The 15,769-nt window shown below is 68.7% G+C and carries 15 protein-coding genes and 1 pseudogene; 2 read left to right on the top strand and 14 right to left on the bottom strand.

Features of this window, described 5'->3' with window-relative positions:
• Positions 1-48: 48 nt before the first annotated feature.
• Positions 49-687: a TetR/AcrR family transcriptional regulator gene (locus RBS60_RS04030; RefSeq protein ID WP_307956235.1), complete on the top strand. Its 639-nt coding sequence runs from the start codon at positions 49-51 to the stop codon at positions 685-687.
• A 139-nt stretch (positions 688-826) separates the two neighbouring features.
• On the opposite strand, the gene RBS60_RS04025 is transcribed toward RBS60_RS04030, so the two are convergent.
• From RBS60_RS04025 to RBS60_RS03995, 7 genes and pseudogenes are all read right to left on the bottom strand, one after another.
• Positions 827-1,267 (bottom strand): VOC family protein, encoded by a 441-nt coding sequence (locus RBS60_RS04025; RefSeq protein ID WP_307956234.1) that lies wholly within the window; start codon positions 1,265-1,267, stop codon positions 827-829.
• Between the two features lie 2 nt (positions 1,268-1,269).
• A complete protein-coding gene (locus RBS60_RS04020; protein ID WP_307956233.1) occupies positions 1,270-1,680 on the bottom strand; it encodes a VOC family protein in 411 nt (136 codons plus the stop codon).
• A gap of 136 nt (positions 1,681-1,816) precedes the next feature.
• Positions 1,817-2,992, bottom strand: coding sequence for a Gfo/Idh/MocA family oxidoreductase (locus RBS60_RS04015; protein WP_307956232.1), 1,176 nt, complete (start codon positions 2,990-2,992; stop codon positions 1,817-1,819).
• Positions 2,993-3,012: 20 nt separating this feature from the next.
• A pseudogene (locus tag RBS60_RS04010) lies at positions 3,013-3,189 on the bottom strand (sugar phosphate isomerase/epimerase); the annotation flags it as partial.
• A gap of 42 nt (positions 3,190-3,231) precedes the next feature.
• Positions 3,232-4,167 carry a carbohydrate ABC transporter permease gene (locus RBS60_RS04005; protein WP_307956231.1) on the bottom strand — a complete coding sequence of 312 codons (936 nt, stop codon included), beginning with the start codon at positions 4,165-4,167 and terminating at the stop codon, positions 3,232-3,234.
• Positions 4,164-5,141 (bottom strand): carbohydrate ABC transporter permease, encoded by a 978-nt coding sequence (locus RBS60_RS04000; RefSeq protein WP_374049211.1) that lies wholly within the window; start codon positions 5,139-5,141, stop codon positions 4,164-4,166. Before RBS60_RS04000 ends, RBS60_RS04005 begins: the two co-directional genes overlap by 4 nt.
• Before the next feature lie 216 nt (positions 5,142-5,357).
• Positions 5,358-6,467, bottom strand: a complete 1,110-nt coding sequence (locus tag RBS60_RS03995; protein WP_307956230.1) for an extracellular solute-binding protein — start codon at positions 6,465-6,467, stop codon at positions 5,358-5,360.
• A gap of 202 nt (positions 6,468-6,669) precedes the next feature.
• Here RBS60_RS03995 and RBS60_RS03990 point away from each other — a divergent pair, with 202 nt between their 5' ends.
• Positions 6,670-7,698 carry a LacI family DNA-binding transcriptional regulator gene (locus RBS60_RS03990; protein ID WP_307956229.1) on the top strand — a complete coding sequence of 343 codons (1,029 nt, stop codon included), beginning with the start codon at positions 6,670-6,672 and terminating at the stop codon, positions 7,696-7,698.
• Between the two features lie 69 nt (positions 7,699-7,767).
• Here RBS60_RS03990 and RBS60_RS03985 read toward each other — a convergent pair whose 3' ends face one another.
• From RBS60_RS03985 to RBS60_RS03955, 7 genes are all read right to left on the bottom strand, one after another.
• On the bottom strand, positions 7,768-9,399 hold the full coding sequence (locus RBS60_RS03985) for an aldehyde dehydrogenase family protein (protein ID WP_307956228.1): 1,632 nt from the start codon (positions 9,397-9,399) through the stop codon (positions 7,768-7,770).
• The gene (locus RBS60_RS03980) at positions 9,396-10,223 is read right to left on the bottom strand and encodes an HD domain-containing protein (protein ID WP_307956227.1); all 828 of its coding nucleotides are present in this window, start codon (positions 10,221-10,223) and stop codon (positions 9,396-9,398) included. Before RBS60_RS03980 ends, RBS60_RS03985 begins: the two co-directional genes overlap by 4 nt.
• Before the next feature lie 28 nt (positions 10,224-10,251).
• Entirely contained in the window at positions 10,252-11,580 is a 1,329-nt protein-coding gene (locus RBS60_RS03975; RefSeq protein ID WP_307956226.1) for an FAD-dependent oxidoreductase, read from the bottom strand.
• A gap of 1 nt (position 11,581) precedes the next feature.
• Positions 11,582-11,905 (bottom strand): 2Fe-2S iron-sulfur cluster-binding protein, encoded by a 324-nt coding sequence (locus tag RBS60_RS03970; protein ID WP_307956225.1) that lies wholly within the window; start codon positions 11,903-11,905, stop codon positions 11,582-11,584.
• Positions 11,906-11,975: 70 nt separating this feature from the next.
• Positions 11,976-12,746: an SDR family NAD(P)-dependent oxidoreductase gene (locus tag RBS60_RS03965; RefSeq protein WP_307956224.1), complete on the bottom strand. Its 771-nt coding sequence runs from the start codon at positions 12,744-12,746 to the stop codon at positions 11,976-11,978.
• The gene (locus RBS60_RS03960; RefSeq protein ID WP_307956223.1) at positions 12,739-14,622 is read right to left on the bottom strand and encodes a PEP-utilizing enzyme; all 1,884 of its coding nucleotides are present in this window, start codon (positions 14,620-14,622) and stop codon (positions 12,739-12,741) included. The genes RBS60_RS03965 and RBS60_RS03960 overlap by 8 nt, the downstream gene beginning before the upstream one ends.
• A gap of 53 nt (positions 14,623-14,675) precedes the next feature.
• Positions 14,676-15,767 carry a PEP/pyruvate-binding domain-containing protein gene (locus tag RBS60_RS03955; protein WP_307956222.1) on the bottom strand — a complete coding sequence of 364 codons (1,092 nt, stop codon included), beginning with the start codon at positions 15,765-15,767 and terminating at the stop codon, positions 14,676-14,678.
• Between the last annotated feature and the right edge of the window lie 2 nt (positions 15,768-15,769).

Here is a 15,769-nt window from a genome sequence, read left to right as displayed (position 1 = left end):
GTTATACAAGTAGACAGACCTGTCTGTCTAGAGTGCTATGCTTGACGGATGAACGGCCGAATGGACGACTGGGCGCCGGGGGGGACGCGCCCTTCAGCGCGGGAACGGATCCTGAAGACCTCGTATGAGCTCTTCGCGAGACGGGGCGTGCGCGACGTGGGGATCGATGAGATCATCGCGCGGTCAGGTGTCGCCAAGGCCACGTTCTACCGGCATTTCCCCTCGAAGGAAGCGCTCGTCCTCGCCTACATGGACCGCTGGTACATCACGCGCCATGAGGCGATCGAAGATGCGATCGAGCACAGCCACTCGCCGGACGACGCCCTCCTGGCCGCCTTCACCGTGCTCGACGAGTGGTTCCGGCGCGGCGCCGCAGAGGTGAATACCTTCCTCCACGTGATGATCGAGTTCGGCCCGGACCACCCGCTCGGGCGCGCAGCCATGGCGCACCTCGCCTCGATCCGCGAGAGGCTCGCGGCCCTCGCCGAGGCAGCGGGACTCGACGATCCCGAAGGCTTCGCCTGGTCATTCCACATCCTCACCAAGGGCGCGATGGTCGCCTCGATCGAAGGGGATCTGAGGGCCGCGGCGCGTGCGCGCAACCTCGCCCGCGTGCTCATCGACCTCCATCGGCCGGACCGCCCTGAATCCCCGCTCCCTCGGACCGGGCTGCCCGCGATGCAGTGAACCCGCCACATGAGCCGCGAGCCCGTACCGGCTCGTCGCCGTATATGAGGACGGTGTTGCAGCGGGAGCCAGAGTGGCCGAAGTGGGCGCCACCCGTCCTGCTGGGCTGAGACGGTCGGCGCGAGGCCAGCCTCGCCCCTCAGCCGATTCGCTCGGCGAGGGCCACAGTGATCCCGTCGGGCCCGCGAACGTAGGCCATGCGCCACACGCCCTCGTACTCGCCGATCCCGCCGATGAGCCCATACCCGTCCGCGGCGAGGCGCTCGACGACGGCGCGCACGGAGTCGACCTCGAACGCAACGCTGCGCAGGCCCAGCTCGTTGGCCATGGCCGCCGGGTTTCCCGGGTGATGGTCCGGGTGGGTGAAGCTCGAGAGCTCGAGGCGCGTGCCGTCGTCGGGCGGGCGGAGCATCACGATTTCGGTCCGGGAGCCGGGGATGCCTGTGACAGTGTCGATGAACTCGCCCTCGACGGGCGTACGACCCTCGACCTCGAGCCCGAGCCCCACGAAGAACGCGGTGGCCTCGTCGAGGTCGGAGACGGTGATGCCGATGTGGTCGAAGCGCTTGAGGGCGGCCACGGTCAGCTCGCCTCGTGCGGGAAGCCGCCCTCGGCCCACTGCTGGAGGAGCCAGGAGTTGCCGTCCGGGTCCTCGAAGCGGCAGTAGAGGACCCCGCCGAGGTCCTGCACCTCGCCGAGCTCGACGCCGCGGCTCGCCAGATCCTTGGTGGCCTCCTCCATGTTGGCGACGACGAGGTGCAGACCCTTCTGGACACCGACGGGCATGTCGCTGATCTCGGGGATGTTGCGGCCCATGAGGATCGCGCAGCCGGAGCCGGGCGGGCAGACCTGCACGATGCGCATGTCGCCCATCTGGACGTGGTCCGTGATCAGCTCCCAGCCGCACTTCTCGACGTAGAAGTCGCGGGCGCGGTCCACGTCGCTGACGGGGAGGTGGATGAGTTCGAGCCTCATCTGGACGGTGGTGGTCATGGGTGTCGGTGTCCTTCTTCTAGGCGACCGAAGAAAAGTACCCCGGGTGCGCGCCGGGCGGGAACCCCTCAGCGGGGACGTCCCTGGGAGGGCACCAGCCGATGCCCTCCCAGGTGTGCTGTCCCTCGGCGTTGCCTCAGGGGGTGTGGACTGCGGTTTCGTCGTAGCGTCCGTCGAGCACGCCAGCCAAGGACACAGCCTTCCCGAGGGCGGCGGAGACGTAGACCGCGCGGACGGCACCCAGGGCGGCGGTCGCCTCCTCGATGCCGACGAGCGGGGCGGTGCTGGTGCGGATCGCCCGGACGACGTCTGCGTACTGCTTCTGGTGTGCGGTCTGCAGGTCGTCGGCTCCCCGGGCATTGGCCGAGGACTCGAGCTCCCCCACCTCGAGGTGCGCCTGGTTCCCTGCCCCGGCCATCCCATAGGAGGACCCGCCGTCGCCCTCTGCGGAGTCGGCCGCGTGGAAGTAGACGAGCCGATCGTTGTCGATCACCGCCGAGCCTCGGTCACCGTGGATCTGGAGGCGGGCAGTCAGGCCGGGGTACGCGGCGGTCGTGAAGTGGACGGCCGCCAGGGCGCCTGACTCGAACCGGACGGTCGCGACGGCGGTGTCCTCGACTTCGACGCGCTCGTGGGCGAGTAGGCCGGTGTGGGCGTGGATCTCAGCGGGGCGGCCCAGGAACCACAGGAGCAGATCAACGGTGTGCACGCCCTGGTTCATCACGGCGCCCCCACCGTCCAGCTCCCAGGTGCCCCGCCAGGCTCCGGAGTCGTAGTAGGCCTGGGACCGCCACCATGCGACCGACGCCACGGCCGAAGTGATGCGCCCGAGGCGCCCTGCGCGGATCGCACGGGCGACCGCGGCGCTGGCGGCGTCGAAGCGGTGCTGGCTGATCACGGAGATGACCTGTCCGCGCGCTTGGGCAGCCTTGGCCGCCGCAGCGACTCGCCGGGCGCTGGGGAGGTCCACGTCGAGGGGCTTCTCGACGACCACGTGCTTGCCTGCATCGAGCGCCTCCACCGCGAGGTCGGCATGCGTGCCCGAGGGTGTGCACACCGAGACGAGGTCGAGCTTCGCCGCATGCTGGTCGAGTGCTTCGGTCAGTGAGGCAAAGACGGCAGGGCGCGTCTGCCCGGGTTCGGCCGCGACGGCGTCCGCGAGGGCGGCGGCCGCTACGGGGTCGACGTCGGCGAGGCAGACGAGTTCCACTCCCTCGGTGGCGGCGATGACCTGGGCATGCTGACGGCCGATGACCCCGCAGCCGACGACTGCGGCGCGCAGGGGGGCGTCTGTTGTCCCGGGGCCGCCCATCACAGCGCCACCCCGGCGTCCTCGGCGAGACGGGCAAGATCGTCTTCGGCCATCTCGACGATGTTGGTACCCCAAGCGCTGCGGACCTCGATGTGGCTGGCACCCAAGGCCTGGAGCACGGTTGACTGCACCAGTGGGTCGGGGCTGATCTCGTCGCCGAATCCGGACAGGGTCCATTCTGGTTGTGTGACGCTCACGTGTTTCCTTCCGTGTCACACCGACTGGTGCGGGTTTGGGTCTTACTTGACGCTGCCGGCAGTCAGGCCGCCGACGAGGAATCGCTGGAAGATGAGGTAGAGGATGACCACGGGCGCCGCGCAGATCAGGGAAGCCGCCATCATCTGCCCGTAGAGCGGCACCGCGCCGCCCTCGGAGGAGGCGCCGAAGATCTGCAGCACCACGGCCACGGTCTGGCTGCTGGGCCTGGTCAGGACCGAGGCGAACATGACGTCGTTCCAGCCCAGGAGGAAGGAGAAGACGCCGGAGACGACCAGCCCGGGCCAGCTGAGCGGGAAGATGATCCGGAACAGGACCCCTACGGGTGTGGCGCCGTCGATGCGCGCGGCCTCCTCGAGCTCCTTCGGAAGCCCGCGCAGGTACGTGACCATGACCCAGGTCGAGAAGGGCAGCGCGAAGGTCAGGTAGGCCAGGAACAGCCCCCACCAGGTGCCGATCACCGTGATGCCCAGATAGTTCCCTGCCGAGGCGAAGACGACGAAGACCGGGAGGAGCAGGAGCGTGCCCGGAACGCTCTGCAGGCCGATGAGGCCACGCAGGATGCTCAGGCGTCCGCGGAACTCGAAGCGCACGAGGACGTAGGCGGTGACGATCGCGATGACCGAGGAGACGACGGCGACGAGGCCGGCGATCATGACGCTGTTCGCGAGTCCCCGCCCCAACGGAAGGGTGCTCCAGATCTGTGTGTAGTTGCCCAGCGTGAACTGCGTCGGGAAAAAGGCCCCGCGGGCGACTTCGATGTCCGAGTTCATCGAGGCGAACACGATGTACAGCAGCGGGACGGCGATGACGGCGCAGAGGACCACGAGGCCCACTGCGAGCAGCGGCCCCGGGAGCAGCCGGTTGACCTCCGATGACACGTCCTTTCGCTGCCCCAGGCCCTTCTTGGGCCGCACGGCGTTCGGCACCGGGCCGGCGGTCTTCTCGATGGTGCTCATCGCTTCCCTCCTGAGTCGTTTCCTGTGTCGAGCCGGACGGCGCGGAGGTAGATGAACAGGGGCAGCGCGATCAAGGCCAGCGACAGCAGCGCCATCGCCGCCCCCATCCCGAACCGCAGGCTCGTGAAGCTCATGCTGTAGACGAGCGTGGGCAGGATCTGCACGTCGGTCGGGGCCGGGACGCCGAAGAGCAGGAACGCTAGCGAGAAGTTGTTCAGGTGGTGGAGCGTGGCGATCAGGCAGGCCAGCGCCACGGGCCCCTTCAGGTAGGGGAAGATGACGTAGCGCAGCTTCGTCCACCACGGGGCCCCGTCCAGGGCGGCGGCCTCGTGGACCTCGGCATCCACCGACTGCAGGCCTGCGAGGGCCATGAGGTAGATGAACGGCCACGCCGCCCACACCTCCACCGCGATGAGCACCCAGTAGCTGGCAGGGCCGTAGAGCCAGTGGACGGCCGGTATGCCGACCTCGCCCAGGATCTTGTTCACGATCCCGTCAGGCTGGAGCATCGTGTGCCAGAACGTCCCGACGACGAAGGACGGCAGCACGTAGGGGATCAAGAAGACGGAGCGGACGAGGCCCCGGCCTCTGAACCTGTTCTGCGTGGCAAGCGCCGCGTAGACCCCGATCGGGACGGTGATCACCGTCGAGATGACGGCGAAGCTCACGCTGTTCCAGAGTGCGTGGAGCAGGTCGGTGCCTGTAAAGGCCTCGACGAAGTTGTTCAGCCCGACAAACGGGGCGCTGATCCACTTCCGGATCGTGTACTGGTCGAGCTGGAGCATCGCGATGTACACGCCGATAACTAGCGGGACAACGATGATCAGGCCGATCAGAACGGCGCCGGGGGTGAGGAGCCACAGCGGCCTGTTCCGCTCGCTCACGGTGCGCCGGCGGGTGGCGGGGATGTTGCCACCTGTCGGCGGGCGGTCCGCCCGCCTGTTGGGGGCGTCTTTGCGTAGGGTGACGGTCACTTGTTCGCCGAGGCCCGGTCGAGCGAAGCCTGCGCGTCCTTCTGGGCCTTGGCAAGGGCCGTCTGAAGGATCCCCTCGTCCACGCTGCCGCTGGCGAGGGACTGGCGGGACTGGACGACGACGTTGGTCAGCGCCAGCTGTATGTCGCCCCACGCCCCGGTGAACGGGGTGGACTTGGACTTGCTCGCGGAGTCGAGCACGGGGGCGAGCGAGGGGTCAGCATCTTCGACCTTCTTCGCTGCGGCAGCGTTCGCCGGCAGGTCGCCGAAGACCTTGTTGTAGTTGATCTGCTCGTCGTCGCTCGTGACGAGCTTGATGTACGCCGCGGCCAGATCCTGGTTCTGGGAGTACTTGGCGATCACGAGGTTGTCCCCGGAGATGATCGAGCTGACTGGTGTTCCGCCGGCCGGCGCGGAGGTCTGGCCTGGCGGGACGGCTGGCATGACCGCATAGGCGTACTTGCCCCTTCGATGAGGCCGTCGTCATGAGCATCATCGCGGACGTGCCGGAGGCGAAGTCCGCCGCTGCCTGGGTGTCGTTCCAGCCCAGTGCGGCAGGGTTGACCACCTTGTCCTTGGTGAGCCAGCCGAGGTACGTCTCGTAAGCCTGCTTCACCGTTGGGTCGTCGATCCGGGCCTTGTTGCCGTCGACGAGTGGGTTGCCGGCCTGGTTGGCCATCGTCCAGGCGAACTTCCACGGGGTGTAGTTGTCGGCGTAGCCGGTGGAGAAGCCGTACACGCCGCTGACGGTGAGCTTCTTCGCCTGCTCGAGCAGCCCGTCCCAGGTCGCCGCAGGCTTGTCGAGGCCGGCCTTCTTGAACAGCTCGGTGTTGTAGGCCAGTACATAGGGGCGGTCGGTGAAGGGGACCCCAACCTCGTCCTGCGGGTCGGGCCCAGAGATGCCGAGCGTGGCCGGGACGAAGCGGTCGCGGCCGCCGACCTTGTCCCACATCGACTGGTCGAGCTTGACGAAGGCGCCCGTCGAATAGGCTGTGGGCGTGAAGGTGGTGCCGATGGCGTAGACGTCCGCCCCCTGGCCGGAGACGACAGAGGTCTGGATCTTCTGCAGCTCATCGTTCGCCGAGGCGAACGTCTCGAACTTCACATCGGCACCGGTCTGCTTCTTGAACGCGGCCGCAATGCGGTTCTGCCAGTCCTGGAACTGCTGGGCGTGGTTCGCGTTGGCGCCCACCAGGACATTGAGGGTCTTGCCCGCGCCGTCAGCGGAGCCGTCGTTGCCGCCGCCCTGGCCGCAGCCCGCAAGTCCCAGAGCGCCGATGGAGACAGCTGTGGCCATCCCGAGCAGGCGCAGAGTTGCACTCTTCATTTCCCGATTGCTCCTCGTTGAGTGGCGCCGAGAGTACGATCTCGGAACCCCGAATGTTGCGTACGCCACACTACGGATGCTGCAACGTGATGGCATGCCTTTGCCATAATTTGCCATGATGTGCGCAATAGAGCATTCCATGGGGCAAGATCGTCGTAGACGCCATGGCAGACAGGGTGCTGGGCGGAAGGGGAAGGGTCCGATGGGCGAGGAAGCACAAGGGCTGACGGCGCCTCCACGGCGGCCGACCATCAACGACGTCGCCGCGCGAAGCGGAGTTGCCGCCTCCACGGTCTCCCGCGCCTTCTCCCGTCCTGACCGGGTCAAGAGCACCACGCGGGAGCGCATAGCCGTTGCCGCAGAGCAACTCGGCTACGTGCCCTCAGACCACCCGACGGAGAAGGTCCCCGCCCGGCAGGGCTCGGTGGCCGTGCTCGTGCCCGACATCACCAACCCGTTCTTCTTCGACTTCATCCGCAGCACCCAGCACCAGCTCAGGACTGCCGGCTACACCCAGATGCTGGTCGATACGCAGGAGGACCTCGACCTCGAGGCCGGCTACCTCGAGGAGTTCCGGACTTCGGTCGTGGGCTTCATCCTCGCCGCCACTCGCCTTAAGGACGAGCAGCTGACAGCGGCCGCTGCGCGCACCCCGCTCGTCGTCTTAAACCGGGAGACCCCCGGCGTCCCTTCCGTCGTCATCGGGACGGCCGAGGCAGCGCAGCAGGCCCTCGAGCACCTCTACTCCCTCGGCCACCGCGACATTGCCTACATCGCTGGGCCGCCCACGTCGTGGTCCGACGGGCGCCGGTGGGCAGCGCTCGAGCAGATGGCGGACCAACTGGGCGCAACCGTCCGGCGGCTCGGACCCTACCATCCGAGCCAACGCTCGGGCGCCGCGGCCGCCGACACGCTGCTGAACAGCGGGGCCTCCGCATGCATCGCGTTCAACGACGTCCTGGCGATTGGCATCCTCGTCCGGCTCCACGAGCGAGGAGTCGATGTGCCCGGCGAGATCAGCGTCGTGGGCTGCGACGACGTCTTCGGTTCGGATTTCTGCAACCCACCGCTTACGACGCTCGCGTCCCCCATCGAGCAGGCCGGCCGGGTGGCGACCGATCTGCTCATCAGCAGGATGAGGCCGGACCTCGCACAGGGGCGCAGCCAAGTGGTGCTCCCAGCACACCTGAAGACGCGCTCCTCCACCGGCCCTCTCGCGCGGCGCGGCTGATCCTGAAGCTTCCAGCCAACTATTTTGCCTGGAATTGCTGCACGTGGGGCAAAATTGCCACAGCTTCGACTACCGCACCTTACGATGGATCGACTTGTAGGTCAGGTACGCGCCGAGGCCCTCGATCCCGTATTCCGTCCCGAGCCCCGAATCGTGCCGTCCTCCGAACGGCGCCGAGTGGTTCGAGGCGAAGAAGTTGATTCCGATCGACCCCGTGTCCACGCGGTCCGCGACGGCCAGGGCCGCCTCCGGATCGGCGGAGAACACGAGCCCGCCCAGGCCGAACTCCGTGTTGTTCGCGAGTGCCACGGCCTCGTCGACACCGCCGCCCGGTCCGGCGTCGTCGTACTTCAGGATCGTCAGGACCGGGCCGAAGATCTCCTCGCGGGCCACGGTCATGGACGGCGTGACGTCCGCGAACACGGTCGGCTCCACGAAGTAGCCGCCCTCGAGCCCGCCGCCCGCCGCGCCGCCGCCGAGGCTCGCTGCCCGGCCGCCCGTCGTCGCCCGCGCGCCCTCGGCGAGCCCGGACTCGACGTAGCCCATGACCGTCTCGAACTGGGACCGGGTCGCCGAGGGCCCGAACACGGTCGAGGGATCGAGCGGGTCGCCCTGGGGCGCCGCTGCGATCACGGAGGAGGCCATCTGGACGACCTCCTCGTACCGGGAGGCCGGCGCGATGATGCGCGTGGAGATGTAGCAGGTCTGGCCCGTGTTGCGCATCGAGGAGCGGATCAGCACCTTGGACATCGCGTCGAGGTCGGCATCCGGCAGCACGATCGCGCTGGATTTCCCGCCGAGCTCGAGCGTCACGGGCCGGAGCAGCTCGCCGCACGCTGCGGCAATCTTGCGCCCCACGGGCGTCGAGCCCGTGAACGCGACCTTGTCCACGTCCGGGTGCTTGACGAGCACGTCGCCCATGCGCCCGGACCCTGTCACGAGGTTCACGACGCCGGCCGGCACCCCCGCAGCCGCGATCGCGTCGACGATGAACCGGATCGACAGCGGCGTGGGTGAGGCCGGCTTGATCACCACCGTGCACCCCGCGAGCAGTGCGGGCGCGAGCTTGATGACCACGAGGTTGATCGGGAAGTTCCACGGCGCGATGAGGGCGCACACGCCTACCGGGTCGCGGCGCACGACGGACTCCTGGCCGGCGGCGAACGGGAAGGGGCGCACGTCCTCGCGCTCGAGGTAGTCGGCGAGCGACGCGAAGTACCGGAAGATCCCGGCAGCGTTGGCCGCAGCCCCGCGGGTCTCGGTGATGGGCGAGCCGTTCTCGCGCGTGTTCGTCAGCGCGAGCGTCTCCGCGCAGGCCTCGATCTCGTCGGCGATCCGCACGAGGTGCGCCGCGCGCTCCGACGGCGAGAGGCGGGGCCAGGGCCCGTCGTCGAACGCGCGGCGGGCCGCGGCCACCGCGTCGTCGACGTCCTGGGCCGACCCGTCCGGGACCTCGCCCCAGACCTCGCCCGTCGCGGGGTCGGTCACGGGGTTGCGGCCCTCGCCGTGCGCGGGGACGTAGGCACCGTCGATGAACATGGTGTCCACGCGGGTGTACGGGAGGCTGAGCGCGGCGCGGCGCTCGCTGGCGTTCGGCACCGGTTGCGTGGCCGCACCTGCGCGGCGCCCCGCAACGTCGGGGGTGGTGGGCACGGCGTCGGCCATGGTCGAGCCGGCAGGGTTGGTCGAGGCGGCGGTCATCGCAGCACTCCCGTCTTGAGCAGCGCGTTGGAGCGCGCGAGGTCCGCCGTGGCCATCTGCACAGCGGCGTCGGTGATGAGCTCGGGCACGATCTCGGTGGCGAGCCGGTCCGCGTACGTTGCCGGATCCATGGTGAACCACGACGACGCCAGCGCGATCCCTGCGCGGTCGAACCGCCAGGACCGGTCGGCGTCCCGCATGAGGGCGTCCTCGAGGGAGTACGCGACGTGCCGCGTATCGTGCCCTTCGATGATCTCGGTGACGCGCCCGATGAACTCCTCCGAGTACCCGAGCCCCGGCAGCACCCGGCGGGCCACGAGGCAGCCCTGGTGCTCGTGCTCGTACCGGATGGCGGCCTTGCGCCAGTCCCCGGTGAAGCCCTCGGAGAGGATCCGGGACTCGTCCACGTGGGCCCAGCCCGTATCGTGCAGGAGCGTCGCGACGAGCACGAGCTCGCGGTCCGCCTCCGGGTAGGCAGCGCACAGCCGTTCGGCGTACGCGACCGAGATGGGCAGGTGGATGTCGTTGCCGCGCGTCCGCGTCTCCGCGACGACGGCCCTCCACACGCGGTCGAGGAACTCGGCGGTGCTCGGCGTCTCGCAGATGGACCGCGTGTCCACGGGCCCGGCTGCCGGGATGGGCCGGATGGGATACTCGGCAGCGAAGGCGTCGGCGCGGGCCTGGTCGATGGTGGTCTGGCCGGCTGTGGTTTGGTCAGCTGCGGTCTGATCAGCAGCGGCTTGGTCGACGGCGGGCGACGGCGACGGCTCGGCGCCCGCGGTCGCGCTCGCCTCGGGTGAGGCGAGGGTGCGGTGGTCTGTCATGGGGTCCTCCGGTGCAGGTTCTTGGGGCTCAGACGGCCAGAGTCTTGAGCTGGACGGCCGGGTCGGCGACCGCGGCAGCGGCCTCGGCCGTGTCGGCCGGGATGTTCTGCCGCTTGCCGAGGGCGTTCTTGACGGCCATGAAGTCGAGGGGCGCGTTGACGCAGTCGGCGGCGATGATCCGGCCCTCGCGGTAGTACAGGACCGAGAACTTGCCGCGCTCGTCGTCGCGCCGGACCACGGTCTGGTCGAAGCCCATCGACAGGCCCGCGATCTGGAGCTTGAGGTCGGCCTGGTTTGACCAGAACCACGGGATGCCCGCGTAGTCCTCGCGCCGTCCCATGAGCGAGTACGCCGCGACCTTCGCGTGCTCGATCGCGTTGTTGACACTCTCGAGGCGGATGCGCTCACCGGCGGGGGAGCCGGGCACGGGGTTGGGCATGTTGGCGCAGTCACCCACGGCCACCGTGGTGCCGTCCGAGGCCAGCGCGTGGCTGTCCACGACGATCCCGTTGTCCACGGCGAGGCCCATCTGCTCGGCCAGCTCGGTGTTCGGGATGACCCCGATGCCCACGAGCACGATCTGTGCGGGAATCACCTCGGCGGCGGTCCCCTCAGCTCCTGTACCTCCACCTACGGTGACTTCCACGCCCGAGACGGCCTTCCCGCCGTCGTGCGTCGCCGCCGGCACGAATCGGGAGATGCGCGCGCCGAGGCGGATGTCGAGGCCGCGCGAACGGTGCGCGTCGAGGAAGTACTCCGCCGTCGCTTCGCCCACGGCCCGGCCCACGAGTCGGGGCCCGTGCTCGAGGAGCACCACGTTCTTGCCCATCTTCTTCAGGCTCGACGCCGCCTCGAGGCCGATGAACCCGCCGCCGATCACCACGATATCCGTGGCGTCCCCGACCATGGCCTTGAGGGCCAGGGCGTCGTCCGCGTTGCGGAGATAGACGACGCCGGCCAGGTCCGCGCCGTCGACCGCGAGCTTCCGCGCCCGGGCGCCCACCGTCAGGGCAAGTCGCTTGAACGGGAACTCCGCGCCGGACTCAGCGACCGCCACGCCAGACCCGCTGTGTTCTGCCGTTGGCGTCCTCCGGACCTCGACGATCCGCTGGTCCTTCACGAGCGTGACGTTGTGCTCGTCCCAGTACTCGGCCGAGCGGAAGATGAGCGACTCGTTGCCCACCTCGCCCTGCAGCCACTCCTTGGAGAGGGCCGGGCGCTGGTAGGGGCGGTGGTTCTCCTCGCCGAGAAGCGTGATGTGCTCCTCGAAGCCGAGCGCGCGGAGCGAGATGGCCAGCTGGACGCCGGACTGGCTCGCGCCGATGATCAGCAGGCCTGTCTGTTCAGTCCCGGTCATCTCACACCTGTGTTTCCGGGGTGGTCACGTACAGGTCCATCCCCTCGGTGAGCTTGAGCTGGCAGGAGAGCCGCGAGTTCTCCTCGCGGTCCACGGCGGTGCCGTAGAGCATCTCGTCCTCCATGGGCTCGATGGGCGGGAGCTCGGAGAGGCAGTCGTCGCGGACGAACACGTGGCACGTGGCGCAGGAGAGCGAGCCGCCGCACTCGGCGACGATCCCCGGCACGCCGTTGCGCACGGCGGTCTCCATGACGGAGTCGCCGGGGCGCCCCTCGATGTCCCGGACGGTGCCCTCCGCGTCGGTGTAGTGGACGGTGGTGGTCATGTCGCTTCTCCTGGTGAGTGCTGACGACGTTCAGGGGTCAGGTTCTGGGGGTCTAGGGCGGGTGGGCGGGTCAGATAAATTGCCGGCCGCCGTCGACCACGAGGGTCTGGCCGGTCATGTAGGAGGAGTCCGGGCTGGCGAGGAAGAGGGCGGCGCCCACGATGTCCTCGGGCTGGCTGGCCCGCTTGATTGAGCCGCGGTCCACGCCGTAGGTGGCGGCGTTCTCCATGAGCCCGTAGCTGGCTTCCGTGAGCGTGAAGCCGGGGGCGATCGCGTTGACCGTGACCCCGCGGCGCCCGAGCTCCTTTGCGAGGACCCGGGTCAGGGCCACGACGCCGCCCTTGCTCGCCACATAGTGCGCCCACTGCTCGGAGCCCGAGTAGATCGTGGCGCTCGAGAGGTTGATGACGCGCCCGCCCTCGCCCAGGTACGGGCTGGCCGCCCGGGTCACGAGCCACGGGCCCTTGAGGTTCACGCCCATCACGAGGTCCCACTCGGCCGGGTCGATCTCCTCGAACGGGCTACGTGTCACCGTCGCGTAGATCGCGGCGTTATTGACGACGACGTCGATGCGGCCTCCGCCGAATTCGGCGGCTTCGGCGGCCATCGCCTCGGTGGACGCGACATCCGTGACGTCGACCTTGAGCCCGAGGGCCAGGGTGCCTTGGTCCCGCAGGATCTGGGCGGTCTCCTCGGCGCCGGCGGCGTTCACGTCCGCGACGGCAACCTTATAGCCGCGGGCCGCGAAGCCGAGGGCGAAGGCCCGGCCCAGGCCCCCGGCCGCCCCCGTGATGAGGGCGAGCCGGGGGTCCGTGGGCTGAGGGCTGTTCTGCTCAGACATGCGCCGGCTCGTCGTGATCGTGCGAGTGGCTGTGGGCGCCGGGGCCCTCAACGGTGGGAGCGTCGAGGATCTGGACAATGCCCTTGGTCCCGTCGACCCGGAGCATCTGGCCTGTGCGGATCGTGGTGGACGCGGAGCCCGTGCCGGTCACGGCGGGGAGGCCGTACTCGCGGCACACGATGGCCGCGTGGCTCATCATGCCGCCGATGTCCGTGACGGTCGCGGCGATCTTGCCGAAGATCGGGCCCCAGGACGGCGCGGTGACGGTCGCGACGAGGATCTCGCCCTGCTGCACCTGGGAGAGCTGGTCCGCGTCGGTGACCACGCGGGCCGGGCCTTCGACCACACCGGGCGAGGCAGCCATGCCGCGCAGGCCGCCGCCCTCGACCGCTTCGCCCTCGCCGAGCCACTGCTGCACCTGCTCGGTGGTGATGCCCCAGAGCATGCGGGTGAAGGGCTCGGTGATGGACGCCGGCGGGGTGTTGAGTGCCGGGGCCGGGCGGGCGGTCTTGAGCGCGTCCACGATGGCCCGGCGGCGCTCGATCTCCTCTGGCCAGTAGCTCGGGCCGATCGGCTCGGCCGCGCCCACGCCCCACCAGGTCACGAGGTCGAAGATCGCGTCGCGGACCTCGTTGCGGCCCAGGTAGAGGAGGTCGTCCGGCTCGGTCCAGAAGCCCTCGGCGTGGAAGAGGCGGGAGAGCTCGCGGACCTTGCGCCAGAACACGCCCATGGTCCAGTGCTCGATGTAGAAGTTGTGGTTCTCCACGTACGGGTAGCACTGGGCGGCGAGGCCGCGCTTGCCGTCGAACGCGGCGAGGTTGTCCCCGTCGAGCAGCTCGCGGTATTCCTCGACGATCCGCTCCTTCTCGGCGATGAGGCCCTCGACCGGGCGCAGGATCTCCTGCCCGGCGTCCAGCCGAGCGATGTAGTCCTTGATATAGTTGAGCGGGATCTCGGGGTACTCGTTCCAGTACTTGTCGTGCCCGTAGAAGCCGTTGCCCACCGTGAAGTTGAACCACGGCTCGTGGGCCTCCTCCCACCGGGTCATCCAGTGCTCGCCACCGGCGGAGGCGCGGATCGCGCCCAAGGTGGCGTCGGCGTCGTCCGCGTTCTCGAAGGCGGACTGGATCCCGAGCTCGACGGCGAGTGCGGCGAGGCCCTTGAGCTCGTCGTCGGGGCGGAACAGCTCCATGTCCACGCCCTGGACCATCGTGGCGATCGACTGGTCTGGGATGTTCGGGAAGACCTGCTTGCAGAAGTTGAAGAAGTCCAGGTAGGCGATGTATCCGAGGTTGAGGAACTCGAAGTGGTACTGCCAGTTCTGGTACGCGAGCTGGATGAGACGGTCGTAGTTGTCGAGGAGGACCTCGGAGCCGTCCATGGCCTTGCCGGAGTGGATGTCCTCGATCGGGACCACGGCCGGGGGCTTGGCGAAGGTGATCTGCTCCATCTCGTCGATGGTGCCCTTGACCTTGGTGTGCCACTGCTCGAGCAGGCGCGGCCAGTTCTGGAAGTAGTAGCCCACGCGCTCCTCGAAGAGCGGCACGCGCGCGGCGATCTGGTCCTCGGGGACCGGGATGGGGCTCATGTAGAGGTAGCCGAGGTGGATGCGGAACTCGATCCCGTTCGCGTTGGGGATCATGAGGTGGCGGGCGTTGTACTGGCCCAGACACTTGACGGCGAACTCGCCGCCGATCGTCTCGAACGGCTTGAAGACGGTGGGCCAGTGCTGGCTGTCGCAGAACCAGAACTTGGCGTCCTCCTGCTCCTTGAGCTTGTCCTGGAACACGAGGTAGTAGGGGTACAGCTTCTCCCAGCCTTCGGCGCCGGCGGGGACCGGGAGCTCGGAGGGCTTCGGGAAGGACTTCATCGACATTGGTGTGTCCTGTCTTCTGTGCTTCTGGTGGGGGAGTGGCGTTCTGATGCGGGTTAGGCGAAGAGCTTGACGGAGTTCCAGCTGAAGCCGGACGACGCCGCTTGGCCGGGGGCCGTCGTCGTGCTCACCACGGGCTGGGGTGCCGTGGCCGGCTTGTTCGAGTGCACCGTTTCGGGGCGGGCCTGGAGCAGGAGGAGGTTCTCGCCGTCGGGGAGGTCGGCGTCGAGGGCCCACTCGATGTCCTGCGGGGTCTTGTAGTGCTTCTCGGCGCGCTTGGCGAGCGTGGCAACCGCGGTGAGCTGCGCATCGGTGAGGCAGCGGCGGGAGCGGCGCTCGGCGTCGACCTCGCGTTCCACGAGGCAGCGGGCGGCGAGGTCCGGGACGAGCTCGGCGTGCTTGTCGCCGAGGTGCTCGTTCACGAGGGTGAGGGTGACCTTGTCCAGAACGATGTTGTCCGGGGTGACCTGGCCGGAGACGACCATCTCGCCGACGCCGTAGGAGGCGTCGATGGTGATCTTGGAGCGGTCGCCGTTGGTGGGGTCGAGGGTCATGGCGACGCCGGAGGCCTTCGCGTTGACCATCTTCTGCACCACGACGGCCATGGAGAGGCCCTCGTTGGGGATGTTGTTCTTGAGGCGGTAGATGATGGCGCGGGACGTGTAGAGGGAGGCCCAGCACTTGCGGATGTGCTCGCCCACGGCGCTGAAGCCTTCGAGCCAGAGGTACGTGTCCTGCTGGCCGGCGAAGCTCGCGTCGGGGAGGTCCTCCGCCGTGGCGCTCGAGCGGACCGCGACCGGGACGGGGGAGTCGAAGCGGGACTGGAGCGCCTCGAACGCCGCGACCGTCTGGGCGCGGGCCTCGGCCGGGACCGGGCGGGACTCGATGTCCGCGCGGATCGTCGCCGAGACGGCGTCGACCTCGGTGATGTCGTCCGGGTTGAGGCCGGCCAGGAGCGCGTGGATGTGGTCCGTGATGCCGGCCTCGTGCATGAACGCGTCGAACTGGGCGGTGGTGACGACGAAGCCGGGCGGGACTGGCATGCCCGCCGACGTCATCGTGACGAGAGACGCGCCCTTGCCGCCGAGGTTGGCGAGCGTCGGCTCGGTGCCGCCGTCGAAGAACTGGATGTACTGGGTTTCTTGCATGG

It is taken from the genome of Sinomonas sp. ASV486 (assembly GCF_030908215.1).
GTDB lineage: Bacteria > Actinomycetota > Actinomycetes > Actinomycetales > Micrococcaceae > Sinomonas > Sinomonas puerhi.
Note: the sequence above shows the minus strand (reverse complement) of the source record. Positions and strands in the feature narration are given on the sequence as shown.